Below are 22,681 nucleotides of genomic sequence, written 5' to 3' on the forward strand. Positions count from 1 at the left end.
GCGTTCACACCAACTCTGCTAAGGTGGCTAGTGCGACAATACTTGCCAGACCCACTTGGCCAATTAAGCTAAATAATGAGAACAGCCTTAAAATAAACAGCCCCCATGGATGGCGAATATGCGGGTAAAGCGCACAGCGTTTCAAGCTTGTGGCAAAGAAAAAGCATAAGATCGAAACCAACGTAAAGCTCAGCGTTAACTCACTTTTAATAGCAATGCTATCGTCAAAAAAGAAGAACAACTGCACAGGTAGTAACACAGTTACAATCGCATGTAGTAAGTGCACTTTTTTAACGCGATCAAACTGCCCTTCTGGCGAAAGTTCCTTAATGCCAAAGTCATGCTCAAGGCACTTTACTAAGTTATCCGCTTTAATGCTAACTGCTAGTCGGTAGCAACTTAGACCGTCGTTGTTACGGACTCTAAAGTCATAGCCCGCTTTTAAAAGCAACACCAGTAAAGGTCCATTCTCGGCTAATACAGCGTAATGTAATGCTGTATTCCCTTTGTTGTCTTGGGCCTTCTTATCTTGATGTTCAAGTATTGTCTCAACAACATTCACATAGCCTTTTTCAGTAGCCCACATAAACGCTGTTTTACCGTTTTCGTCAGCTAAAGCACCTGTTGCGCCTTGCTCAATGAAACGCTTTGCCATAGTTTGTTTAGCATTTTCGTGGCTTAAGTGGGCAAGTAAAGCTTGTTCAAGTAACGATGCTGAATCAACATCAGGTGATACAAGTTTTAGTAAGGTGAAGTAATCTTCACCGTGAGCAACTTTTTCAGCCGCAAGCGCTGTTAATGGTTCAAGATCAGCCACTGAATCAGGAATAAAACCACTAAAACGCTCTCTAAAGTCAACTTCGGTCCACAACTCTAATACATCGTCCGCAGACATTTTTGCACCGTGATTAAGAACATGTTCAATCACAGTAAAATAGCGACGATTAAATAACTGGTGGATGAGAGTTATAGGCGTTTTAACAGCCGATTGAGCAAATGCGCTAGCGTACTTCTCTAAGCGCTGGCATAACATTAAAACAAGACTTTCAGGGGTGTAGTCGTTTTCTAAGAAATGCGTTTTCATAGCATTAATATAATGCAACGCAGCTTCATCAAACTCAGAAATATGTTGGAAATAACACTCTTCAAACGGTTCAAGAGGAGTTAACCAAGTAAGGTAGTAAATAGGCGGAAGAACCGTCGTACACACACCGTCATCTTCATTAGTAGAACGACATGCCGGCCAAGCTTCTAAAGCATCTAAAATATAGGCCCCGTTTTGCTCAGCTAATCCTTTGATTAGTAACGGGTATTCCTTTGGCCAAATCAGTACATTTTCCATTAAAAAAACACAACTCCGCTGCACATTATTCGATGTCTTATTAAGCAACCAGTTATAGCAAAATTTAACTGACAGTTTGCTTAATATTGCGACCAATTACACAGTATCTGAACAGATACTTTGGTAAACAAGAAAAGTAGCATGATTCTACCACAGAGGGTTACAGGTGCTAGCGCAAAGTAGGTGATTTTTAAAGAAAATAGAAAAGCAGCGGCACATGGACGGTACTCACTGCTTGGTTGGAGACTGAAAGTAGCTAAAATGCTCGATGAGGTGAAGGTAATCGAGCTTTAAGATAACTTACTTACTTGCTAATTCGTGTGTCACTTCATCAATGCCAACTTGGCTGATGCGCTGTAAAACTTCTTTTTGCTTCGCGCTTAACAGTGAAATGCCTTCAGCAACAATATCGTATACTTTCCACTGCTTATCTTTGCCTTGGCGTAATTTAAAGTGCAAATCGATGGCTGGCGCATTGTCATCAACAATTTGCGTTTTAACTGTTGCATAACCATCGTCGATGAGTTGTGATTGATCAAAAATAACTTTTTGGCCTGTGTATTTCATTAGTGCGCCGGCATAAGTTACTGTTAAGTAATGCTCAACCGCAGCAATAAAATCAACGGCTTGGTCACGGCGTAGGCCTTTAATGTGCTTACCTAAAAGCTTATACGATACAAACTTAATATCCATGTGCGGCAATAAGCGTTTTTCTACAATGTTCGCCATTGCTTCTGAGCTTGCATCGCCTTTTGCATTTACATTTGCGATATCAACAAATAAATCTGCTGTGACTGATTCTAATAGTTGCTTAGGCGAGCGGTCTTCACTGGCAAAAGCAGTTGCAGTAAAAAGCGCAGCTATAAGCAAAAATGAGTTAACTAGTTTGGTCATCGTGTTCACCTCTCAACGAAAATTTTCGCTAATATACCGATATTAAATCCATAAAAAAAGAAACAATCCGACACCGTTTTAATGCCAATTAAGCACCAATCGATTTTTCCCATAGTTTTCAGTTAATTGCTAAAAAATATGAGAATGTGCACAGCTTCTGTGTTTTTACGCACATTGAAAAGTTCTTACCTCCGCCCTTATCTACTTGCTCACAGTCATAATCAGAAGTACCGAGATGAAACTAAAACACCCACTAAAAGCACTTATGTTAAGTGTAGCCGCCCTACTAGCAACACCAACTTATGCTGCTTCAAACCATGGCTATGCCGTTGATTACATTCAAGGTGAAGGGGATGTAAAAGGCTTAAAACTGGCCTACCAGTACCATATACCCAATGAAAAGCTGCCCTTTCAACACGCCCGTTTGTACTTCGAGTCTAGTTTTAATATTTGGCAGTATGGCAAAGACAACAAACATCAAACTAATATCGTGTTAGCTATGTCTCCGGTGATCCAATACCCTGTATTTAATGTGAAAAACATGCCTGTTTATGTGGAGTTTGGGATCGGGGTTTCACTGTTAGATGACACCCATTTTGCAGGTAAAAACGTTAGTACTCACTATCAGTTTGAGGATAGGTTGGGTTTGGTTGCAGACCTAGGTGAAGACTCAACCTTAGCTCTTAGGTATTTACATTACTCAAATGCGGGGTTCAAAAGCCCTAACCCTGGCCTTGATTTTATTTCACTGTCTTATGCAAGACGATTTTAAGTGCTACTATATCGCTGTGTATATCGGCAGGATTTCAAGATGGAAACTTGGCAAATTATAGCCATTGTTGTTGCCGTATTTGGTGTAGTAATTGGTAACCTTATGTTGCTAAAACATGCTGCAAAAATGGACTTCAAAGTGCCTAAAAGCGATGATAATGAAGATAAAAAAAGCCCTGATGAATAATCAGGGCTTTTCTATTATAGATTTCAGCTTAGTTTACACTAACCAATGTGCCATTAAGACAATCACCGGTAATGTTACTAAGGTTCTTAAAATAAAGATGAAGAACAACTCGATAATATTAACCGGGATTTTGCTACCTAAAAGCAGTGCACCTACTTCCGACATATAAATCAATTGCGTCACACTCATTGCAGCAACGATAAAGCGTGTTACATCACTTTCGATACTACCAGCGGCAAGAATCGACGGAATAAACATATCAGCAAAGCCAACCATAATTGTTTGTGCGGCAGCTTCAGCTTCTGGTACTTGTAATAGCTCTAAGAATGGTACAAACGGCTTGCCCATATACTCAAAAATTGGCGTATATTCAGCAATAATCAAGGCAAATGTACCAACAGCCATAACCACAGGTAATACTGCAAATACCATATCAAATGCGTTATGTAAGCCTTCTTTTACTGTACCAGCAAAGCCCGGTGCAGTGCGTGCTTTAGCAAGCGCCACATCAAGTGAATGAGAAACTAATGTTTTACCTTCAGGCACTGACTCTGCGTCTTTATCAGGCTCTGTTCCATCTACATAGAGATCTTTTTTAAAGCGTAGCGGTGGTAAACGAGGCACAATTAGCGCTGCGGCTAAACCAGCTAAACACACTGTTAAGTAAAACGGTGCAAAAAGGTGCTCAAGCTTTACTTGACCAATCACAACTAAACAAAAGGTAATTGATACAGCTGAGAAAGTGGTACCAATAATAGCCGCTTCGCGCTGAGTATAATGTTTGTCTTCATACTGACGAGCGGTCATCAAAATACCCACACTGCCGTCACCTAACCATGATGCCACACAGTTAACCGCACTTCGGCCTGGCACACCAAAAAGTGGGCGCATAACTTTAGTTAATAAGGTACCAACTAGCTCTAACAAGCCGAAGTTTAATAATAATGGTAATAGTAAGCCCGCTAAAACAAACACAGAAAACAATACTGGCAACAAGTCGTTTAACACCAGTGCACCGGTATTACCGGAAATAATCATTTCTGGCCCTTGTTTAGTGTAGGTCAGAACGATAAAAACCATACCCAGTAATCGAACACTCAGCCAAAGCCAACTAACATCAAATAAATGTTTAATTATAAAGAACTTAAGTAATGGCTGCGGTTTAAACAACTTTATCACTAAAGATAAAATACCGGTGATACAAACAATGCTGGTAATTAAACCCAGTGCAAATGGGCCAATCCACTCTTGCACTGCTTTTGCCATAACAGCAATCGGAATGGTCATTGCTTCACCTATGGGTACCGGCGTCATAAACAAGAAGACACCTATAAGTGAAGGAACGAAAAAGGTAAACAAGGTTCGCAAGTCACTGCGATTTGCTGTGTTTAAGTTAGACATATTTTCAACCTGTAAAAACCACAAAAAGAGCGGCTAAGCTCTTTTTGTGGTGGTTTTGACTTTTTTAATTATTAAATATTGATACCGCGCTGACGCAGTGCATTTTCTAATGCTTGCTGGAGGTCATTCATTGTACCAGGCTCTAATGTCGAACCTTCAGAGTCCATCCAAGTTAAACTTGTGCCGCCATCATTGGTGCGGCTAACAAGAATTTGGTATTGGCCATCTTCAATCGGAAGTTCAGATAATTCTTCGCCCCAAATTGAATCCCATACGCTTGACTCAGGCTTTTTGTAATCAGCCGTGATCAAACCACGCTCTTGGTCAATCTCTACGATAGTGAAAGATAAGCGTTCTAAGAAACCTGAGAAACGATCAAACACCATGTTGTAATCTTGCTCTGTAACCAGTGCCGCATTACCTTTGTTATCAAAGCCCATTTCTAATGAAATAATGCCTTGTTTTTTACGCATATCAACTTCAAGTTGACGGTAACGATAATCAAACTCAGCAATCACTTGGTTTAATGCACGAACTTCAAGCTGTTGTTGTAGTAATGGTGTTAACGGTACTGAGTCACTTTTATAATCAGCAAGCTTAGAAGTTAACGAAGCTGTACGCTGATGCGACTTTTCTTCAATTGTGAAGATAAAGCGCTGCTGTGATACTTCAGTTTCAGTTTCCCAGAACCAACCTTCTTCAGGTTTAATAATGGCATACCAACCTGTTTCAATTGAATTTGAGGCTTTGTCTTCTTTTAAAGCGGCGGTATTTTTTTCTGCTAGAACAGCTTTAATAGAGTCCCAGATAAATACATCTAAATCTTCGATACCATCGTTTTTATCAAAGTAGACACGTGCTTCTGTGTCACCTTCTTCAACCCAAGTACCTTGAGCAATGGTAATTACTTGCGCTGGCGGACGATAGTTTTTAGCTTCAGGATTGTTGTCGTATTGCGCAACATCCATTTTATAAGTTGGATCTTGAGCTGGTTGCGCTAATCCTGCTGGAGCTTTCACCGCTTCGTTAGCACGATAATTGCGTTTGTGGTGCGCTTCATCGGTAAAAACACCGCACCCTGTTAAACTTACCATTACGCTTACAGCAAGCGCCTTTGAGATCCAATACTGCACAGATATTTCTCCTTAGCAAACCCTTAATTTTTTTAACAAATATATGAGTGGGTAATGCCGATTTGGTTCACTGTAAAATCACTTTTAACTTTACATTTATTGTTTTTATGCAAAAAACCCGAATAGATTGGGCTAGCGTAACGTATTTGATTGCTTATCGCCTTGCAAAATTTTAACTATGGTACTTTCTGATGCCCCTAAAAACAAGAAAGAGCGCACTTTATTCACGGCTTAATTAATCGCCGCTATCGTTAACGGAGCAAATTATGTTAAACTTCGCCGCCGTGCGGTATTAAACTCACGTGAAATCAAAGCTTATTTAAGCTTATATCCATTGGTATTGTTATTTACTAGGTATTTAAAATTCCATGACTGCTTTTACAAATCATCAGATAGTGCTCACTGCGATTGGCGAAGATAGACCCGGTATCGTTAGCGAATTAACTCAGTTAGTGAGTGATTGCCATTGCAATATAATTGACAGTCGCATTGCTATTTTGGGCAACGAATTTACCTTTATCATGCTATTAGCAGGTGATATGTCGGCAATTAGCCGTATTGAACATACATTGCCAACTAAAGGTATGGAGCTTGGCCTTTTAACCATGATGAAACGCACAGCAAGTCATGTTGCATGTGAATTTTGTGCCGGTTACACCCTCGAATACACAGGTATTGATACACCAGGAACATTAAGTAAAGTTACGCGCTTTTTTGCTGATAACAACATCAGCATTTGTTCTCTCAAGTCAGACACTTACGATGAAGATGACGAGCTTAAAATGCGCTGCGAACTCGAGTTTAATATTCCTGTTGAAGTCGATATTGATAACTTTAAAGTGAGCTTTGAAGATCTTTCTCGTAGTTTGAACGTAGATTATATTTTCAGACGCATTCGCTAAGGAGCAAAGCATGAAAACAATTAATCCATTACAAGCAGGTGATACAGCCCCTGCTTTTAGCTTACAAAATCAGAATGATGAAACTATCGTGCTAGCTGATCTTTTAAAAGAGCAGCAAGTGCTGGTTTATTTCTACCCTAAAGCTTCAACACCAGGTTGTACTGTACAAGCAGAGAACTTACGTGATGAAAAAGCTGAGCTTGCTAAATTAAATACGCGTGTTGTGGGTATCAGCCCAGATCCAATCAAGCGTTTAAAGAATTTTGAAACCAAAAAAGAGCTTAACTTTGATTTACTAGCCGACGAAGATCACGCGATTGCTGATGCCTTTGGTATTTGGGGTTACAAGAAGTTTATGGGTAAAGAATACGAAGGAATTCATCGTATTAGCTTCCTTGTAGGCCAAGACGGTAAAATCAAACACGTGTTTGATAAGTTCAAAACTAAAGACCATCATCAGGTGGTGTTGGACTATTTAGCGCAGAATTGATAGTTACGAGTTACGAGAACATAGTAAAAAAGCGTTGCCATAGTGCAACGCTTTTTTGTTTTAAAGGCTACTGACTCAATTGACAAACTTTTATAAATAGAAGATAAAATAGGAATAAATTTAGGTTTAAAACAAGTATATTGTTCATCTACAAGTTACCTAACTAGAACCCTTTATGCAGTGCTTTCAAGAGCCCAAAAGTATAGGGCTTACCGAAATAAGAGAGCGTTAACTATGCTATTAAAAGAAAAGTTAGTTATTTTATTGGGTGTTATTTGGTTCTCACTAGGAGTGATCTTTGTTATCGGTTTCGAGCCAATTGAAAAATTGTTAATATGCCTAGGCTTCTTTATATACTTTTATAGATATATATATGCTTTTATTCTTAATAAAANATTGGTTTCGAGCCAATTGAAAAGTTGTTAATATGCCTAGGCATCTTTGTATACTTTTATAGATATATATATGCTTTTATTCTTAATAAAATAATATATGCCCCTTATACAGGTCAGAAGATCCCTTCTGTGCCTGAAAACAATATATTGAGATTAATATTATTTTTTCTTGGAATTTTTGTTTGCACTGGATCAACTTTCTTTGTTGGTTAGGATGGAGTTACGAGAACATAGTAAAAAAGCGTTGCCATGGTGCAACGCTTTTTTGTTTTTAACTAGAAAGATTAAACCCAGTGTCTACTTTATCGGGGTCAGATCACAGATCTGACGGCTAACGGCTAACGGCTAACGGCTAACGGCTAACGGCTAACTAACGGCTAACGGCTAAACCCTAACTAATTCCTAAATATTTATGTACTTGAACCGATAAACGCCAATTCTTTGCAATACAGGTTTCAATGGCAAGTTTAGTTGCTGAGGTTTTTTGGCTAATTGGTTGTAGATACACTAAACGCGGATTCACACCTGTTTTTAAGAATAAATCTTCGAGCTCTTCTACATGCTTTTGCATTGCCACTGGGTGTTTAATCTCATCAGCACGCTGCATTGCACTGCGTAATACTTTATAGCCACCACGCATATTAATTTTTGGTGATACAGTCACCCATGTCTGCTCAGGGACTAAAATCTCAAATGTACCGCTGGTTTCAATTTGAGTCGAATAGCCATTTGCGTGTAATAATTCACACACTGGATTTAGGTCGTACATGCAAGGCTCACCACCAGTGATCACCACATGCTTTGCGTTGTAGCCTCGCTCTATAAATAGCGCTAACACTTGCTCAGCTGTTGCTTCAGCCCAATGATCTGAGTCTGCTTTTTTCTCAACGGTGTCATCAAGTGACACTTTATATACGTTATCAACGTCCCATGTTTGTTTTGTATCACACCAAGCACAGCCCACAGGGCAGCCTTGTAAACGTAAAAAGATTGAAGGTGTACCCGTAAAACTCGCTTCACCTTGAATTGTTTCAAACACTTCGTTAATTTTGTACAAAAGACATCTCACTTACGACGCAACGGTATAAAATACATACCATCAAAAAAACCAAAAACACGCGCAAAAATTGTTATTTAGGCCCGAGCCGTGTAGTATATCGCGCCCTGAAGTAAACCTCTATCAAAAGTAAGAGCAAAACAGATATGACGCAAAAAGTAGTTGTGATTTATTCCGGCGGTATGGACTCATTTACCGTATTAAATAAAGCCCTGCAACAAGGCCACGAAGTGTATGCCCTGTCGTTCGACTACGGCCAGCGTCATGTTAAAGAGCTTAAAGTAGCTGCTCAAGTATGTGAAAAGTTAGGTGTTTCTCACAAGATTGTTGATATTTCAGCGATCAACCAGTTGATTGGTGGCTCATCACTAACTGATGATATCGAAGTACCAGAAGGTCACTACGAAGAAGAAAGCATGAAGAGCACAATTGTGCCTAACCGCAACATGATTTTACTATCACTGGCTGTGGGTTATGCGGTGTCTTTAAAAGCTAGTAAAGTTTATTACGGTGCCCATTCAGGCGATCATGCAATTTATCCAGACTGTCGCCCTGAGTTCGTACAAAAAATGGATGATGTTTGCCGTATTGCCAATTACGACGCTGTTGAAATTTTCAGCCCGTACTTAAACAATACCAAAATCGACATTTTGACAGACGGTTTAAAAATGGGTCTTGATTACAGCCAAACATGGACCTGTTACAACGGCCGCGACAAAGCCTGTGGTAAATGTGGTGCTTGCCAAGAGCGCTTAGAAGCCTTTGCTTTAAATAACGTTACTGACCCTATCGAATACGAATAACCTTATTTAAAATGGGGCAGATTAAGTTTACAAGGCGAGTTTAACTCGCCTTTTTTGATTGTGTTTGTTGAATCAGATTTAACAGTTCTGCTGTGGCAGTTGCATCAGCTAACGCTCTATGATGATTCGTTAAATTCAATTCAAAATGTGCCGCTAAGTTACCGAGCGAATATGACTTAAGCTTTGGAAATGCCTTGCGTGATTCAACTACGGTACATAGCTTTGGCATTTTAAAGCCCTGCCCGATTGCACTGTACTCTTTGCGAATAAAGCCGTAATCAAAATTTACATTATGGGCAACAAATACGCTGCCTTTTAATAGTGAGCGCAGTGTATCGGCAACCTCTGCAAAGCGTGGCGCATCACGAACCATAGCGGCGTTTATCCCCGTTAACTTGGTGATAAAAGCAGGAATACTGCGCTCAGGATTGATTAAACTCGCCCATTGTTTAATTACTTCGCCCGCTTGTAACTGCACAACGGCTATTTCAGTAATTTTATTATTACCTTGTACGCCACCGGTGGTTTCTATATCCACCACACTATAAATTCGATTCGGATCATTAAACCAATTTACCGCAACGATATTCACTGCAAAGCCATGTTGCTTTAATACCTCAATACTGACAAGTTGGTTGCGTCTTAGTTTGTCGCCAGGGGCTTTCACTTCTTCAAAGGTGAGCTTATCCCCTTTAAGCACCATCAAGTCTGGGTAGCCGTCTTTGAGCTGCTTAAAGGTTTTTGTCATTTGTAGTAAATGCGCTTTTAAATTTTCAAGCGGGCTGTGTTTTATTAATACCTCTAGCGGCTCTAACATATCGCTGTGCCACACAAACACAGCGTTAGGGGCTTCATAAAACTGCCCCACGTTTTTGCAAACATATTTATATAAAGCTTCATTACTAGTGAATTTTGCAAGCTTTTGCTCAATTTGTGTTTGTTGAACTGTGTAAAAACAATCAGCCAGCAACACCTTTGGATAAAGATCAAATTCATTACATGGCGGGTGCGGGGTCTCTATAAAGAGTTCTTGCCAGAACGTTAAGGTAAAAAAACTCAACCAAAGATTATTCTCGGTAAAAAATACTGTATTACCAAGCTGCTGATAATGCTCGCACACTCCTTGCTCTACATCGCCACGGTAAATGTCATCAATCTCTAATTGATGCTCTGTATCGATGAGCATTTGTGTTAGGCGTGAGCGTTGTTGCTTGTTATATTTACGCTGTAAAAAGTCCTCTGCAAAATACAAAATGCCATCATCTAGTGGGTCTAGAATAACTTGTTCAAGCTTTTGTTCTACCCAGCTTTTATCACCTTGTTTGTAACGCTGGCGAATTGCTAGCTCTTGCGCTTCACTGCTACCTTCACAGTGCTCAAGTAATTCAAATGCAAATGCTAAGTCATGATCTTTAAGCTGCTTGTATAAGCGGATCAATAACTTGTTTTTGATACTCTGGGCTAATTCATCTTCAGAGTTAATGGCTAAAAGCGCTTGGGCTAATTTTTGATACTGTAATTCTGACTCGCTTTCTTTGAACTGCATTCGCAGCTTATTTAATTTGTAATGCGTTTGTGCTTCGGCGAGTGTTTGAAAACGAGAGATGCTTTCACTGACATCACCACGCACTTTTGCAATTCCCAAATCACGCATCACAAAACGATTTTGATGATTGATATCACCGCCACTTAGTCGGCCGCTATGTAAAAATTCAAAGTATTCATAATACTGACTTCGGCTATTGACCACGAACTGACTAAACAACGACTCTAATTCACTGTGGTTGCGGTCAATATGCTCTTTACACAGTTGGGTTAAGCGCTGTTTACTGGCTGACTTTTTGTAATCAGGTTGAGTTGCCATTAACTCATCATTTGCTAATAAGGTTAACAGGGTTGGTTTGGTTAAATGCTCAAGCAATAGATCTAATTCATCGCTGCTAGGATGTGCCACCAGCCCTTGCTGCTTTAGCTTAAAAATAGCACCGTGCAGATTGGGGATCTCTTCATAATTTAATGATGACAAAGCAACGATTTTTGGCTTTCGAGAATAAATACGCAGTAAAGTACATAAGCTTTGCTCATCAAGTTGAAGGAGTTTTTCAAGAAATGTCTGCTGCTCTTCTAAAAGCAGATGCTTGCACTGAGATTGTATAAATTCAGCAAGCTCAAAGAAGTGACTTAAATAATATTTTGCTGGTAATTGTGTTTTCATAGCCAAACCCGACACTGTATATAAAAACAGTATCAGGTATTAGCTAATTGATTTCAATGTTTGCGGTTATTTAACTTTTAAAATACCCACAATTGCGCAAATTGCGCCCCCGACCATACCGAGCCAAGCTTCAATTGGTGTATCACCACTAAAAGTGCGGCTAATTTGCGCACTTGCAGAGTCATACACGTTATATCCCCATACGGCTAGCGCCACACCAATAACGATTAAAGCAATACCTATAATTTTTCCCATCGTGTTGTTCCTTATTGTTATTAATTTCTTTTTGATAACCTCAGTGTTGCACACATATTAAACGCCTGCAAAGCCTTAAGAAATAATCAAACTAAAGGTTATGTTTTGCCCACTTAACGACACCTGAAGTTCAGCGTCAATTGCTTTACTTAACGCTTTGGCAATAGATAAGCCTAACCCAAAGTTATCATTAGAGGTTCTGGCACTGTCTTTTTGCCAGAGTGGATCAAATAACTGGCTCAAATCGTCTTCTGTTAAAGGTACTTTTAATTCATTTGTAACAGAGAATTGCAGCTTATCCTCTTTAGTCAGTAGCGTGCTTACAGTCACAACGCTCTTATCAGGGCTATATTGCTTGGCGTTATTTACAAGGTTGGTGATGATTGATTCAAGGGCAAATAAATTACTGACAATGGCAGGAATATCATCTTGAAACTCAAACTTAATTCGCTCTAAATCATGTTTTTCTAAGGTACGTAAAATAACCTGGTTTAAATCACATGCATCTTGCTTTGGGAGTGCTTCATCACTGTATTTATGCAGTAATAATAAGTTTGACACAATGCTCTTTAAACGCTGGCTAATTTTTAGCACTTCGGGTTTAAAGTCTGCCTCAAACTCTTTTTCATTTGGAAAACGAATGGCCACTTCAGCCATATTAATAAGCTCAGCTATAGGCGTTTTTAACTCATGAGCAATATCCGAGGTTAAGCGTCTTTCACGAAAATAAAGCTGGCGGTTTTCCCGTATAAAGGCATTTAAGCTATCAACAATGGGTTGCAGCTCTTTAACAGGCTCTTTTATTGTTATCACTGCACTTTTATCCGCGATACTAAGCCTACTAATATCCCGGTTTAGTTTATTCAGCGGCGCTAAAGAACTGTCGACCGATTTACGCACAAATAGACGAATGAATACAATTACTGACACAGTAGAAACAACAAAAATAACGTCGATGAGCCATAAAACAAAGTCAACTTCTTCTGATGAAGCCGCATAAGCTAAGGTTATGGGTTGTTGCAAAGAGGTGTTAACGCCTTCAATAAAGTCTTCATCATCGTCTAGGTCTAAAGGCGGTATAAAGCGAGTATAAATAACCCGCCCATTGCGACCATCAGGTAACTCGGTATTGATGATTTTTGTCTCGCCAAGCTTTATTTTCTCTAGAGGTAGGTTCTTTTGTGAGAAAAGGTGCAAGCTTTCTGAACGCGCAAACACGCCAGACTGCGACCAAATTTGAAAATACTCAGTTTCTGTACTGCCAGAAAACTCAGGCATGAATTGCCCTGAAAAATCAAAATCAATTTCTTCTTCGTCAATATCAATCAATGACATAAGCATGCCGGCTTTTGATTTCAAACCACGATTAAATTCGTTATCAATCCAACTATCAACGGCGATATCGGTAGCAACTAAAATACTCAGCACTAGCCCAGTTATAGTAATCGATAATGTGGTTACTAACTTACTGCGAATTGATTTCATTATTTTCCTTGAATGATATAACCAAAACCACGCTTAGTTTGAATAGGTAACTCGCTACCTGCTGCCCTCACCTTTTTACGCGCCGATGATAAATGTGCTTCAATGGAGTTTTTTGAAACTAAGTCATATTGCCCAGCAATATAGGTACTTAACTTTTCAGCTGTGATCACTTTGTTTTGATTACTAAACAAGCACTCGACTATTTTATATTCGTTAGGGGTTAAATCGATAACGGTGTCGTTAACTTGCAAAAGTTTTAATTGTAAATTTAAAGCCAAGTTATCAATGCGGATCACATCACTGATTGTTTTCAGGCCGCCGCGACGCATTAAATTTAATAACCGTGCATGCAGCTCATCAAACGAAAATGGTTTGGTCAGGTAATCATCCGCCCCGGTGAGTAGTCCTTTTACTCTATCTTCTGGTTCTTGCTTGGCAGATAAAATAAGCACACGAACGTCGAGCTGCTTTGCTCTTATGGTTTGTAATAACGTAATGCCATCAATACTGGGTAACATAATGTCGAGTATGATTAACTCGTACTCACCAGTCATTGCCATACTCAAACCTTCAGCGCCATCGCCGGTTTCATCAATAGTAAAACCTAGGTTCTCAAGACCAATTCGTAGACTACGTCTTAATGACACCGAATCTTCTATAATCAACAATTTCATATGTTACTCATTTAGGTGAAAACCGCTTTAGTGTCATCAGGTTACGCTTTGAATCTTAAGATTCACTTAAGATTTACTGAAGTTTTTCTAGTTTAGAAAATATTAAGATTACCATAAGGATTTCTTAAGTTTCGATTCCTAGTATTGCCGTAGTTTCGATTAAGTAAGTACGACTATGACAACAAAACTTTCTGTTTTAAAACCTTTGTTCCGTTTTTCATTAATTTTAATGTCAGTTTTTATACTGTCGAGAATAGCCTTGCTAGTATGGCAACATCAAAGGTTAGCTGATGGCGATAGCCTTGCCGTTTTATTTGGCGGCTTAAGAGTCGACTTAAGCAGCTTAGGCTACTTGTCAGCCTTGGCTGTTTTAATGTTAGTCGCTGATGTGCTTTTGCGCAGCAAAACCGCTTTATTTCAGCATGTTTTTACTTTTTATAGCAGCATAGTCGTGACTTTAATCGTGGTTGTTGAGGCTTCGACTCCCGCGTTCATTACTCAATACGATGTGAGACCAAATCGCTTATTTGTCGAATACCTAGACTACCCCCAAGAAGTCTTTTCTATGCTGTTACATGGCCACCTATTTGCCATGATAAGCACCTTAATTATTGCAACGCTTAGTTGTGTGTTTGCGTATCGTTATATAAATGCGGCATTTAGCAAACAGCAAAATACTAAAACGGTAAGCCAAGTAGTGATACTCGTTACAACTTTATTGGTTTGCTTAATTAGCGCAAGAGGCACTGTAAGCCACCGCCCGTTAAACCCTGCATTAGTGTACTTTTCAAATGACTCACTAGTTAACTCCTTGGCCCTTAATTCAACTTACAGTGTTGCATTTGCTATTAAGAATATGGGCAATGAAAAAAATGCCAGTAGTTTATACGGTACCATGCCACGTGATGAGATTTTACAAACAGTAAAGCAAGCAGCCTATAAACAGCAGTTTATCACTGAGAAAATCCCTACCCTTGCCAACAACACACCTTTTAACACAGGCAAACAAAAGAATTTAGTGATCATTTTAGAAGAAAGCTTAGGCGCACGCTTTGTTGGCGAACTAGGTGGCATAGGTGTGACTCCTGAGCTCGATAAGCTTTATCAACAAGGCTGGGGGTTTGATAACTTATACGCCACTGGCACACGCTCTGTTCGAGGGATTGAAGCGGTAACAACCGGGTTTACCCCATCACCTTCGCGCTCGGTGGTCAAACTTTCTAAATCTCAGCGTAACTTTTTCTCACTTGCTGACGTATTAACCCGCACAGGCTATACCACCCAGTTTATTTATGGTGGTGAAAGTCATTTCGATAATATGAAAAGCTTTTTCTTAGGCAATGGCTTTAGCGATATTGTCGATATTAATGACATGCAAAACCCTGAGTTTATTTCGTCATGGGGAGCAAGCGACGAAGACTTGTTCAATCAAGCTGATATAGAGCTAAGTGAGCTAAATAAATCGGGCAAACCATTTTTCAGTCTTGTGTTTACCTCAAGTAACCACGACCCATTCGATATTCCAGAAGGTAAAGTAACACTGCCTGAAGGCCACGACCCAGAAAACGTCAAACGCGATCTAGCAATCAAATATGCTGATTATGCTCTTGGTAAATTCATCGCGAAGGCAAAAACGCAAGATTACTGGCAAGACACCATCTTTTTAGTGGTTGCAGATCATGATGTGCGCGTGTTTGGTTCAGAGCCTGTACCGCTAAAATCTTTCCACATCCCTGCTGTGATCCTAAATAGTGATATGGATGCAAAGCGCGATACACGCTTAGTCAGCCAAATTGATTTACCTGTTACTTTGTTGTCGTTATTAGGTGTTGAGCAAGCAACCCCCATGCTTGGTTATGATTTAACTCAACAATACCCTGTTGAGCGCGCCATGATGCAGTACTACGACAACTTTGCTTACGTAGAAAATGGTGAAGCCGTGATCCTGATGCCAAACCAAAAAGTAAGCTATTGGCGCTACGACCCTTCAAGTAAAAAGCAAGTAGCCATCGATAACACAGATAGCAGCGTTGAGCTTGCCAAAAAAGCCCTGGCTCACGTCTTATTTAGCAATTTAGCTTATGCCGAACAGCTGTATCGCTTACCAAATAAATCGTAGCGATGAGGAATAATTATGAGCACGCAAATCAAACAACTCCTTACTAATAAGTGGCACGTTAGCTACAGTCAATTTGTCTGGCTGGTGTCGTTGTACTTGGTTATTGCATTTAATGGCCTGTTTTTATTTAACATGCTTGAAGCAGCCAGCAAACCTGAACATGTCAATTGGTTATTTATAGCAAGCGTACCGTTTTTCTTATTAGCATTGACGGCAATGGTGTTAAGTTGGTTATCGTTAATCACCTTCGTTAAACCCGTGCTTTTAACAAGCGTCGTGGTTTCATCGTTGTTGTTTTATGCAACCTTAAATTACGGTGTAATCTTTGATAAAAGCATGCTGCAAAATATCTTAGAGACAAATTCAGGTGAGGCATTTTCATACCTCAATGTACAAGTTATCGCTTTTATTACTGTGCTAGGCGTACTCCCTGCTTACTTGTTTTCTCGCTTTGAAATTGTCGGAAACTTTCGTGTTCGTCTTAAAAGCTTTGCGCTTCTTAACGTTACAGCGTTTTTTGCTGTAGCTGTTATTGCCGTTCCTTTTTATAAAGATTACGCCTCTGTAGGTCGTAATAATCGTCAATTAACCAGCTACATTACCCCCTTTGCATTTTACACTGCGGGCTATAAGTACCTGCGCGATAATTATTTTTATCCACCTCTACCATTTAAAGTCTTAGATAAAACACCGCACCTATTAGCTAAGCAACAAAGTTCACTGACGATTATGGTGGTAGGTGAGACAGCGCGTGCAGCAAACTTCTCACTGCAAGGTTACGACAAGCCAACTAATCAATATACCCCTAAACTTGGCGTTAAATATTTCAGTGATGTTAGTTCATGTGGCACCGCAACGGCCATTTCTGTACCTTGCATGTTCTCGCGCTTAGACCGCAATCACTATAATTCGCGCATCGCGCAAAGCCAAGAAAATGCCCTAGATATCATTCAACGAAGTGGTGTCGAAGTAACGTGGATTGATAACAATAGCAGCTGTAAAGGGGTTTGCGTACGGGTAAACTCAGAAACGGTAGAACCAACAAAGAGCAACCCACTTTGTGACGGACGCTATTGTTTTGATGAAGTACTGGTTGAAGAGTTAGCTGCAAAGCTTGCCAAAAGTCATGCGAAGCACCAATTAGTTGTACTACATATGATTGGTTCACATGGACCAACCTACTATCGACGCTATCCAGAAAAAGACAGCAAATTCTTGCCTGATTGCCCACGTAGCGATATCCAAAACTGTAGCAGTGAGCAACTTACCAATACATATGATAATACCATTGCTTATACCGACCTAGTGCTGAGTAAACTTATTAATTTACTGCAAAGCAGTAAGGCGAATGACAAAGCCCTACTGTATGTTTCAGATCACGGTGAATCACTGGGTGAAAAAGGCTTGTACTTACATGGCTTCCCGTATGCATTAGCACCTAAAGAGCAAACTCAAGTGCCTATGCTGTTTTGGAGTAATAAACTAGCCGATACCCGCTTTAATCAATGTATCGAACAGCAGCGTAACCATGCTTTTTCACACGATAACATTTTTGACACCCTGCTTGGCTTAACCCATGTACAAAGCACTGAATATCACCCAGAGCAAGATATCTTTAATGCTTGCTCAACTCAAAGCTAACGAAATAGAGACTTCATACTATGCAATTTGATAGCACTAACAAACCCATTGGCATTAAACGTATTCGCCTCGCATTCAAAAACTCCCAACGAGCATTCACCTGGTTAGCAAAGCATGAGTCTGCTTTTAAACAAGAGCTGATACTGTTAATCCTTGCAATAGCAGTGGTTTTTGTCTGGCAGATTAGCCTGTATGAAAAAATCATGCTGCTTGTATCTGTGCTATTTGTGATGTTTGCTGAAGTCGTCAATACGGCAATTGAAGCCGCCATAGACCGAATAGGCCTTGAAATTCATCCATTATCAGGCCTAGCTAAAGACTTAGGATCCGCAGCCGTACTGATTGCTCTAACAATTTGTGCGTTGGTATGGGGCGGCGTGCTTGTTAATAACCTATGCTAACTCGCTTTTTTATCATCAGGGGTGTCATTACAAAGTGCACAGTGGCGCCCTTTAGATGAATGATATAAACGGGTTGCGATAAAAATGGCCGTTGCAATAAATGACCAAAGTAGCGCAAAGCCTAATGCGCTCATTGTCTCGTGACCTTTTAGAATTTCCACCATAAATAACAAAATTGCCACCAGCGTAAAAACTTTAGTGGTTCTTAGTATCCAAAATTTTGTACCCACAACTTACTCCTTTATAAGAGGCTCCTTAGAAAGGATAAGTGTAGTTCAAAACAAGAAAAACAACCTAAAAACTTGAAGCAGGCTCAGACAATATCTGTACATTATTTTTAAATACCTCTAAAAGCCCCGGCGGTGAGTGCTCAGTACCAAGCACGGTAACATGACAGACATAACGATAACCGTTGTTAGTAAAGGTGTAAAAATGATTGCCCCCACTGCCATCAAAACTTAACGTACCGCCGGTGATCACAAGGCTTGGCTCATCTTGCATAGATTGATCTGTTTCCCATGCTGCATAGCGGTAATGATTACCTGCCAGTTCATCGATACGAATTAAATGCTGTTTTGTTTGCCAGGTTAGTATCGGCTTTGTAAATTCACGAAGGCTTTTGTGTAATGCTTGTTTTTGCTCGTCAATCAGCACTTCGCGTTGTGCTTTTTCTGACTCTGATTCATAAGGCACAGCCCAAATAGAGCCATCAAAGTCTAACCACAATTTGCCTGAATCAAACATAATGCCGCGCCAACCCATCATTTCCCAATCATGGCGAATATTTGAGTTCACGATTTTTTCAACAAACTCTTTATCAAAAATTTGCTCAAAGTTTTCTATAAGCATTTGTTCATTTTCAATTGCTGGTAGCGGCTCTTTACGCTGCAGTGGATAATGCACTCGCTTGGCAATGGCAGCTTTATCACCCTTCTTAAACGCCGCAACCACAGGTTTGACAATTTTTATGTGTTTTGTTGCAGCAAAACTACTGAATGCCATCAACAAAATGAATAGATAAACGCTGTGCTTTAAAAACTTCATCAATTACTCTACTACCAAATCAAACACAACATTGACACTTGCTCTGAAGGTAATCGATTCTTGTAAATACTTACCTTCTGGTACGGTATTAATACGTGAGCCCGTTACCATAATTCGTTCTATATTTGTGTTGCTACCATAGCCAAAGTGACTACCTACTTCTTGCGATTGAATACTATACACCCGACCAAGTTTCGCTTCGAATGAGCTAGCAAGGCTACTTCCTTGCTGTTTGGCATTCGCTACTGCTTTATCAAGAGCGGCTTGCTGGTAATCTGAAGCTTTGGTTGATAAAAGTTGAATTTGCTCGATTTGATTGACACCCACTTTAAGCACAAAATTTAAAAATCGGTCCAAAAGAGAGAGTTGTTTAAGGCTGACTTTGACCTTACGCGTGGCTCGAAAACCATCTTTAACATGGTTATCGTTTTCGTCATAGCGCATATTGGGCTCTACAAATATCCGCCCCGCAGAGATACTTTTTTCGTCTATAGAGAAATTATTTAAGCCCGCCAGGAGTTCATTTACTTGAGCATCGACTTGCTGCTTAGCCTGCACACTTTCGCTTTTTACAGCTTCAAACTCTAACGTGATATCAGCCCTGTCGGGGGCGGTACGCACAACAGCCTCACCTTTAACAACAATATGGCGATTATCCGGCAGACTTGTTGCAGCCATTGCAGAGCTGGTACATAAAACCAGTGGTAACAAAGATTTAAGCATCATAACCTCTCCCTAGAAAAAGCTATGATGCCTTGCCTGAGCAAAAATGTACACTCAGTTCAGCCGTTACTGCGGATAAATTTTAGGTACCTCTTTACTCTAAATACATCATTAATTTGTTGCTTTATGAACGCCCAGATTGGCCAAACGTTAGGATTTGCCTGTTTGTTCTTACCCAAACGCGTTAATTGATACTTTACCATTGCCATATTCGCAACCGAGGCAAGTGGTTTATTCTTCCAGGTAATTGCTGCAAGTTCTGGTGTAACGTGTGAGCCATTTCGCCACTTATCAACTAATGCTGGCTCAATTGCAAGTGCTGTCGCAATACCGACCATATCGACGCCTTCTGCAATAACCTGATCTGCCACTGATTTACGTTTAATGCCACCTGTGATCATAATTGGCATCGTCGCAATTTCACGAATTTCTTTAGCAAACTCTAAAAAGTACGCTTCACGAGCCAACGTTCTGCCATCCCGTGCACTGCCTTGCATTGCTGGCGCTTCATAACTACCACCTGAAAGCTCAACTAAATCAACATTTAACTCACCTAGCATAACAACCACTTGCTTGGCCTCGTCAAGAGTAAAACCACCGCGTTGAAAATCAGCTGAGTTTAGTTTTACCGCAACCGCAAAATGCTCACTCGTTGCGGCTTTAATTTGCTTAACAATTTCAATTAACAATCGAGCGCGATTAGCAAGGCTTCCACCCCATTGATCACTTCGCTTGTTAGTTAAAGGAGATAAAAACTGGCTCAATAAATAGCCATGCGCCGCATGCACTTCAACACCCGAAAAACCAGCTTTTTCGGCTAATGTCGCTGTTTTTACAAACCGTGTGATGATGTCTTGAATTTTGGCTTCATCCATCGCTTTAGGTGCCGAGAAGTAACTCGACATTTTACCCATGTCCATTTCCACTGCTGAAGGCGCCCATGTTTGCTGCTGCAAACTTGCTGGCATTTGTCGGCCAGGATGATTAATTTGCAGCCAGAACTGTCCACCATTTGCCTGCCCTATTTTTGCCCACTGCTGAAATAAAGCTAGGTGTTTATCATTTTCTAATACCACTCCACCTGGGCCTGTCATCGCTTTACTATCAACCATAACATTGCCCGAAATAATAAGCCCTACACCACCGTCAGCCCATGCTTTATACAAGTTAAAAAGCTGAGTTGATGGAAGTAAATTTGCATCAGCTAGGTTTTCTTCCATCGCTGCTTTTGCAACACGATTTGGAATAACAGAACCATTCGGTAATTTAAGTTCAGAAAATAAGGTCATAACAGTCTCCATAGTTGGGAATGTCAAAACTATAAGCTTAAAGTAAACTTTAAGGTCAATAGCTATTTGTCATTTTTTAACCCCATTTGTGTCAGAACACGTTTAGCATTATCTGCACAATCCATATCATCTGGCTTTGCATCAATTTCTGCGAGGATCGCTGTTAAGCGCTGTTTATTTTCGGCTAACTTTGCTTGTAATTGCTCGATATCCATCACTTTTTGTTTTAATGCATCAATAAGGTGAGCATGTTGCCAACCAGATAAATCCGCCGGTAACAGTGCTTTTAATTCATCTAGGCTAAAACCGGCTTGTTGCCCACTGACTATTAAGTTTAAAACGACTTCAGCTTCTTCAGGATACGAGCGATAGCCATTTGCTTTACGCTCAACCATTTTTAGTAAACCAATATCCTCATAAAAACGAATTTTAGACGCGCTAAGACCCGTTCGTTTTGCAAGCTCACCTATTTTCATTGTGTAACTCCTGTCTAGGGTTTAGCTTTAAAGTATGTTGGTGCATATAACGCACTTTGAAAATCAGGTACGTACTCATATTTGATCATACTGCCTAAATCAAGTGAGCGAATAAACTGTGATAATTCTCCCTGACGCAGCTCAAGGCTTACATCTTCATCAGATGTGCTTGATGCATAGCGTAAATATCGATTATCCGCATAGCCCGTTGTTAACTGCCCTTGTTGATTGTGATTCATAAAACTATTTCGAACAAATTTCTCATCGGTTGATTCATCGCTTAGCTTTTTACCTGTGATGATCACATCAGGCTGATTGGTGGCATTATCAAATAATGAAAACGTAAGTGTCTTAGGAGTATTTTTATAGCTAATTTTAGTGGTCCATTTAGGTAGATTATAGCCCACTACACCACGCACTCTCGCGAGCTCTGTATCAACGGGTAGCTTTAAAACAACACCCCAAAAGTCATCATTCCATTGGTTATTAAGTAACGAAATAACGCCTAAATTCCACGAATCTGGCTTGGTGGTGATCACTGAAATGGCTAGCTCATTGTATGTATCATTATCGCAGTAATGATAAGCATAAGCCGTTATTGCAACTAACCCTCGCCCTGGCCATAAACTTATTGGCTCAACATGCTCTAAAACACTGGCTGGGATCAATGAGGTTAATACATCAAGATCCGCGCTGAATACTGCAGTAATTTTACTGTTCTTATAGTAAAAATTTGGTGAGTAAGACTCAAAGCCCATGTCTACTTTTTGCTTTTTTATGGTTTTAAACCATGACAAATCAACACTGGGAGCCTGCTCAGCTATCACTGATAATGGGGGGTTAGAGCGATATTGGTCATACAAACCACCTTCAACAACAGGCACTTTTTCACCTGCCAGCTCAATTGTTTTAGTAACGCTTTCTACGTAACTTGTTGTTAGTAATGCAAGCAATAAGATTAGGTTTTTGATAGTTGTCATTTTG

23 protein-coding genes are annotated in these 22,681 nt (G+C 40.0%); 8 read left to right on the top strand and 15 right to left on the bottom strand.

The window, feature by feature from the left end; genetic code table 11:
* Positions 1-4: 4 nt before the first annotated feature.
* Together AN213_RS17885 and AN213_RS17890 are read right to left on the bottom strand one after the other, a co-directional pair.
* On the bottom strand, positions 5-1,342 hold the full coding sequence (locus AN213_RS17885) for an ankyrin repeat domain-containing protein (protein WP_054563599.1): 1,338 nt from the start codon (positions 1,340-1,342) through the stop codon (positions 5-7).
* 300 nt (positions 1,343-1,642) lie between these two features.
* Positions 1,643-2,236 carry a phospholipid-binding protein MlaC gene (locus AN213_RS17890; RefSeq protein WP_054563598.1) on the bottom strand — a complete coding sequence of 198 codons (594 nt, stop codon included), beginning with the start codon at positions 2,234-2,236 and terminating at the stop codon, positions 1,643-1,645.
* A 235-nt stretch (positions 2,237-2,471) separates the two neighbouring features.
* Here AN213_RS17890 and AN213_RS17895 point away from each other — a divergent pair, with 235 nt between their 5' ends.
* Together AN213_RS17895 and AN213_RS20115 are read left to right on the top strand one after the other, a co-directional pair.
* On the top strand, positions 2,472-3,008 hold the full coding sequence (locus tag AN213_RS17895) for an acyloxyacyl hydrolase (protein ID WP_054563597.1): 537 nt from the start codon (positions 2,472-2,474) through the stop codon (positions 3,006-3,008).
* Positions 3,009-3,047: 39 nt separating this feature from the next.
* Positions 3,048-3,194 carry a DUF2897 family protein gene (locus tag AN213_RS20115; RefSeq protein WP_082389286.1) on the top strand — a complete coding sequence of 49 codons (147 nt, stop codon included), beginning with the start codon at positions 3,048-3,050 and terminating at the stop codon, positions 3,192-3,194.
* A 33-nt stretch (positions 3,195-3,227) separates the two neighbouring features.
* Here the strand turns inward: AN213_RS20115 and AN213_RS17900 are convergent, their stop codons facing one another.
* Positions 3,228-4,595 (bottom strand): YjiH family protein, encoded by a 1,368-nt coding sequence (locus AN213_RS17900; RefSeq protein WP_054563596.1) that lies wholly within the window; start codon positions 4,593-4,595, stop codon positions 3,228-3,230.
* Positions 4,596-4,666: 71 nt separating this feature from the next.
* Positions 4,667-5,728: an outer membrane protein assembly factor BamC gene (gene bamC, locus AN213_RS17905; protein WP_054563595.1), complete on the bottom strand. Its 1,062-nt coding sequence runs from the start codon at positions 5,726-5,728 to the stop codon at positions 4,667-4,669.
* A 368-nt stretch (positions 5,729-6,096) separates the two neighbouring features.
* Between bamC and AN213_RS17910 the strand changes: the two genes are divergently transcribed.
* Both AN213_RS17910 and bcp read left to right on the top strand, forming a co-directional pair.
* Positions 6,097-6,630: a glycine cleavage system protein R gene (locus AN213_RS17910; protein WP_054553746.1), complete on the top strand. Its 534-nt coding sequence runs from the start codon at positions 6,097-6,099 to the stop codon at positions 6,628-6,630.
* Between the two features lie 10 nt (positions 6,631-6,640).
* Entirely contained in the window at positions 6,641-7,120 is a 480-nt protein-coding gene (gene bcp, locus AN213_RS17915) for a thioredoxin-dependent thiol peroxidase (RefSeq protein WP_055199277.1), read from the top strand.
* 786 nt (positions 7,121-7,906) lie between these two features.
* Here the strand turns inward: bcp and queE are convergent.
* Positions 7,907-8,572 carry a 7-carboxy-7-deazaguanine synthase QueE gene (gene queE, locus AN213_RS17920; RefSeq protein ID WP_054564069.1) on the bottom strand — a complete coding sequence of 222 codons (666 nt, stop codon included), beginning with the start codon at positions 8,570-8,572 and terminating at the stop codon, positions 7,907-7,909.
* A 122-nt stretch (positions 8,573-8,694) separates the two neighbouring features.
* Between queE and queC the strand changes: the two genes are divergently transcribed.
* On the top strand, positions 8,695-9,375 hold the full coding sequence (queC, locus tag AN213_RS17925; protein WP_268795049.1) for a 7-cyano-7-deazaguanine synthase QueC: 681 nt from the start codon (positions 8,695-8,697) through the stop codon (positions 9,373-9,375).
* 40 nt (positions 9,376-9,415) lie between these two features.
* On the opposite strand, the gene AN213_RS17930 is transcribed toward queC, so the two are convergent.
* The 4 genes from AN213_RS17930 to AN213_RS17945 all read right to left on the bottom strand — a co-directional run bounded on the left by AN213_RS17930 (position 9,416) and on the right by AN213_RS17945 (position 14,004).
* A complete protein-coding gene (locus tag AN213_RS17930; protein ID WP_055199278.1) occupies positions 9,416-11,590 on the bottom strand; it encodes an exonuclease domain-containing protein in 2,175 nt (724 codons plus the stop codon).
* Positions 11,591-11,656: 66 nt separating this feature from the next.
* The gene (locus AN213_RS17935) at positions 11,657-11,845 is read right to left on the bottom strand and encodes a DUF3185 family protein (RefSeq protein ID WP_054553751.1); all 189 of its coding nucleotides are present in this window, start codon (positions 11,843-11,845) and stop codon (positions 11,657-11,659) included.
* 75 nt (positions 11,846-11,920) lie between these two features.
* Positions 11,921-13,330: a HAMP domain-containing sensor histidine kinase gene (locus AN213_RS17940; protein ID WP_055199279.1), complete on the bottom strand. Its 1,410-nt coding sequence runs from the start codon at positions 13,328-13,330 to the stop codon at positions 11,921-11,923.
* On the bottom strand, positions 13,330-14,004 hold the full coding sequence (locus tag AN213_RS17945) for a response regulator transcription factor (RefSeq protein ID WP_054564072.1): 675 nt from the start codon (positions 14,002-14,004) through the stop codon (positions 13,330-13,332). Before AN213_RS17945 ends, AN213_RS17940 begins: the two co-directional genes overlap by 1 nt.
* Positions 14,005-14,179: 175 nt before the next feature.
* Here AN213_RS17945 and AN213_RS17950 point away from each other — a divergent pair, with 175 nt between their 5' ends.
* From AN213_RS17950 to AN213_RS17960, 3 genes are read left to right on the top strand one after another with little or no spacing between them, the layout of a single operon-like run.
* Positions 14,180-16,123 carry an LTA synthase family protein gene (locus tag AN213_RS17950; protein WP_055199280.1) on the top strand — a complete coding sequence of 648 codons (1,944 nt, stop codon included), beginning with the start codon at positions 14,180-14,182 and terminating at the stop codon, positions 16,121-16,123.
* Positions 16,124-16,138: 15 nt separating this feature from the next.
* Positions 16,139-17,764 carry a phosphoethanolamine transferase gene (locus AN213_RS17955; RefSeq protein WP_055199281.1) on the top strand — a complete coding sequence of 542 codons (1,626 nt, stop codon included), beginning with the start codon at positions 16,139-16,141 and terminating at the stop codon, positions 17,762-17,764.
* Between the two features lie 20 nt (positions 17,765-17,784).
* Positions 17,785-18,165 carry a diacylglycerol kinase gene (locus AN213_RS17960; protein WP_054564075.1) on the top strand — a complete coding sequence of 127 codons (381 nt, stop codon included), beginning with the start codon at positions 17,785-17,787 and terminating at the stop codon, positions 18,163-18,165.
* Here AN213_RS17960 and AN213_RS17965 read toward each other — a convergent pair.
* The 6 genes from AN213_RS17965 to AN213_RS17990 form a co-directional block, all read right to left on the bottom strand.
* The gene (locus tag AN213_RS17965; protein WP_054564076.1) at positions 18,162-18,395 is read right to left on the bottom strand and encodes a hypothetical protein; all 234 of its coding nucleotides are present in this window, start codon (positions 18,393-18,395) and stop codon (positions 18,162-18,164) included. The two genes, AN213_RS17960 and AN213_RS17965, sit on opposite strands and share 4 nt — an antisense overlap.
* 64 nt (positions 18,396-18,459) lie before the next feature.
* A complete protein-coding gene (locus tag AN213_RS17970) occupies positions 18,460-19,209 on the bottom strand; it encodes a hypothetical protein (protein WP_055022309.1) in 750 nt (249 codons plus the stop codon).
* Positions 19,210-19,212: 3 nt separating this feature from the next.
* Positions 19,213-19,935, bottom strand: a complete 723-nt coding sequence (locus tag AN213_RS17975; protein WP_055022308.1) for an SIMPL domain-containing protein — start codon at positions 19,933-19,935, stop codon at positions 19,213-19,215.
* A 56-nt stretch (positions 19,936-19,991) separates the two neighbouring features.
* On the bottom strand, positions 19,992-21,221 hold the full coding sequence (locus AN213_RS17980; RefSeq protein WP_054564079.1) for an NADH:flavin oxidoreductase/NADH oxidase family protein: 1,230 nt from the start codon (positions 21,219-21,221) through the stop codon (positions 19,992-19,994).
* Positions 21,222-21,283: 62 nt separating this feature from the next.
* Complete coding sequence (locus tag AN213_RS17985) at positions 21,284-21,697, bottom strand: MerR family DNA-binding transcriptional regulator (protein WP_054564080.1); 414 nt, start codon at positions 21,695-21,697, stop codon at positions 21,284-21,286.
* A 14-nt stretch (positions 21,698-21,711) separates the two neighbouring features.
* Positions 21,712-22,677, bottom strand: a complete 966-nt coding sequence (locus AN213_RS17990; RefSeq protein ID WP_236702938.1) for a hypothetical protein — start codon at positions 22,675-22,677, stop codon at positions 21,712-21,714.
* Positions 22,678-22,681: the final 4 nt, after the last annotated feature.

The sequence above is a fragment of the Pseudoalteromonas sp. P1-8 genome, assembly GCF_001399985.1.
Taxonomy (GTDB): Bacteria; Pseudomonadota; Gammaproteobacteria; order Enterobacterales; family Alteromonadaceae; genus Pseudoalteromonas.

Coding starts and splice junctions, on each gene's coding strand:
- AN213_RS17885 (WP_054563599.1), bottom strand. CDS start 1,342: ATGGAAAATGTACTGATTTGGCCAAAGGAATACCCGTTACTAATCAAA.
- AN213_RS17890 (WP_054563598.1), bottom strand. CDS start 2,236: ATGACCAAACTAGTTAACTCATTTTTGCTTATAGCTGCGCTTTTTACT.
- AN213_RS17895 (WP_054563597.1), top strand. CDS start 2,472: ATGAAACTAAAACACCCACTAAAAGCACTTATGTTAAGTGTAGCCGCC.
- AN213_RS20115 (WP_082389286.1), top strand. CDS start 3,048: ATGGAAACTTGGCAAATTATAGCCATTGTTGTTGCCGTATTTGGTGTA.
- AN213_RS17900 (WP_054563596.1), bottom strand. CDS start 4,595: ATGTCTAACTTAAACACAGCAAATCGCAGTGACTTGCGAACCTTGTTT.
- AN213_RS17910 (WP_054553746.1), top strand. CDS start 6,097: ATGACTGCTTTTACAAATCATCAGATAGTGCTCACTGCGATTGGCGAA.
- bcp (WP_055199277.1), top strand. CDS start 6,641: ATGAAAACAATTAATCCATTACAAGCAGGTGATACAGCCCCTGCTTTT.
- AN213_RS17930 (WP_055199278.1), bottom strand. CDS start 11,590: ATGAAAACACAATTACCAGCAAAATATTATTTAAGTCACTTCTTTGAG.
- AN213_RS17935 (WP_054553751.1), bottom strand. CDS start 11,845: ATGGGAAAAATTATAGGTATTGCTTTAATCGTTATTGGTGTGGCGCTA.
- AN213_RS17940 (WP_055199279.1), bottom strand. CDS start 13,330: ATGAAATCAATTCGCAGTAAGTTAGTAACCACATTATCGATTACTATA.
- AN213_RS17945 (WP_054564072.1), bottom strand. CDS start 14,004: ATGAAATTGTTGATTATAGAAGATTCGGTGTCATTAAGACGTAGTCTA.
- AN213_RS17950 (WP_055199280.1), top strand. CDS start 14,180: ATGACAACAAAACTTTCTGTTTTAAAACCTTTGTTCCGTTTTTCATTA.
- AN213_RS17955 (WP_055199281.1), top strand. CDS start 16,139: ATGAGCACGCAAATCAAACAACTCCTTACTAATAAGTGGCACGTTAGC.
- AN213_RS17960 (WP_054564075.1), top strand. CDS start 17,785: ATGCAATTTGATAGCACTAACAAACCCATTGGCATTAAACGTATTCGC.
- AN213_RS17970 (WP_055022309.1), bottom strand. CDS start 19,209: ATGAAGTTTTTAAAGCACAGCGTTTATCTATTCATTTTGTTGATGGCA.
- AN213_RS17975 (WP_055022308.1), bottom strand. CDS start 19,935: ATGATGCTTAAATCTTTGTTACCACTGGTTTTATGTACCAGCTCTGCA.
- AN213_RS17980 (WP_054564079.1), bottom strand. CDS start 21,221: ATGACCTTATTTTCTGAACTTAAATTACCGAATGGTTCTGTTATTCCA.
- AN213_RS17985 (WP_054564080.1), bottom strand. CDS start 21,697: ATGAAAATAGGTGAGCTTGCAAAACGAACGGGTCTTAGCGCGTCTAAA.
- AN213_RS17990 (WP_236702938.1), bottom strand. CDS start 22,677: ATGACAACTATCAAAAACCTAATCTTATTGCTTGCATTACTAACAACA.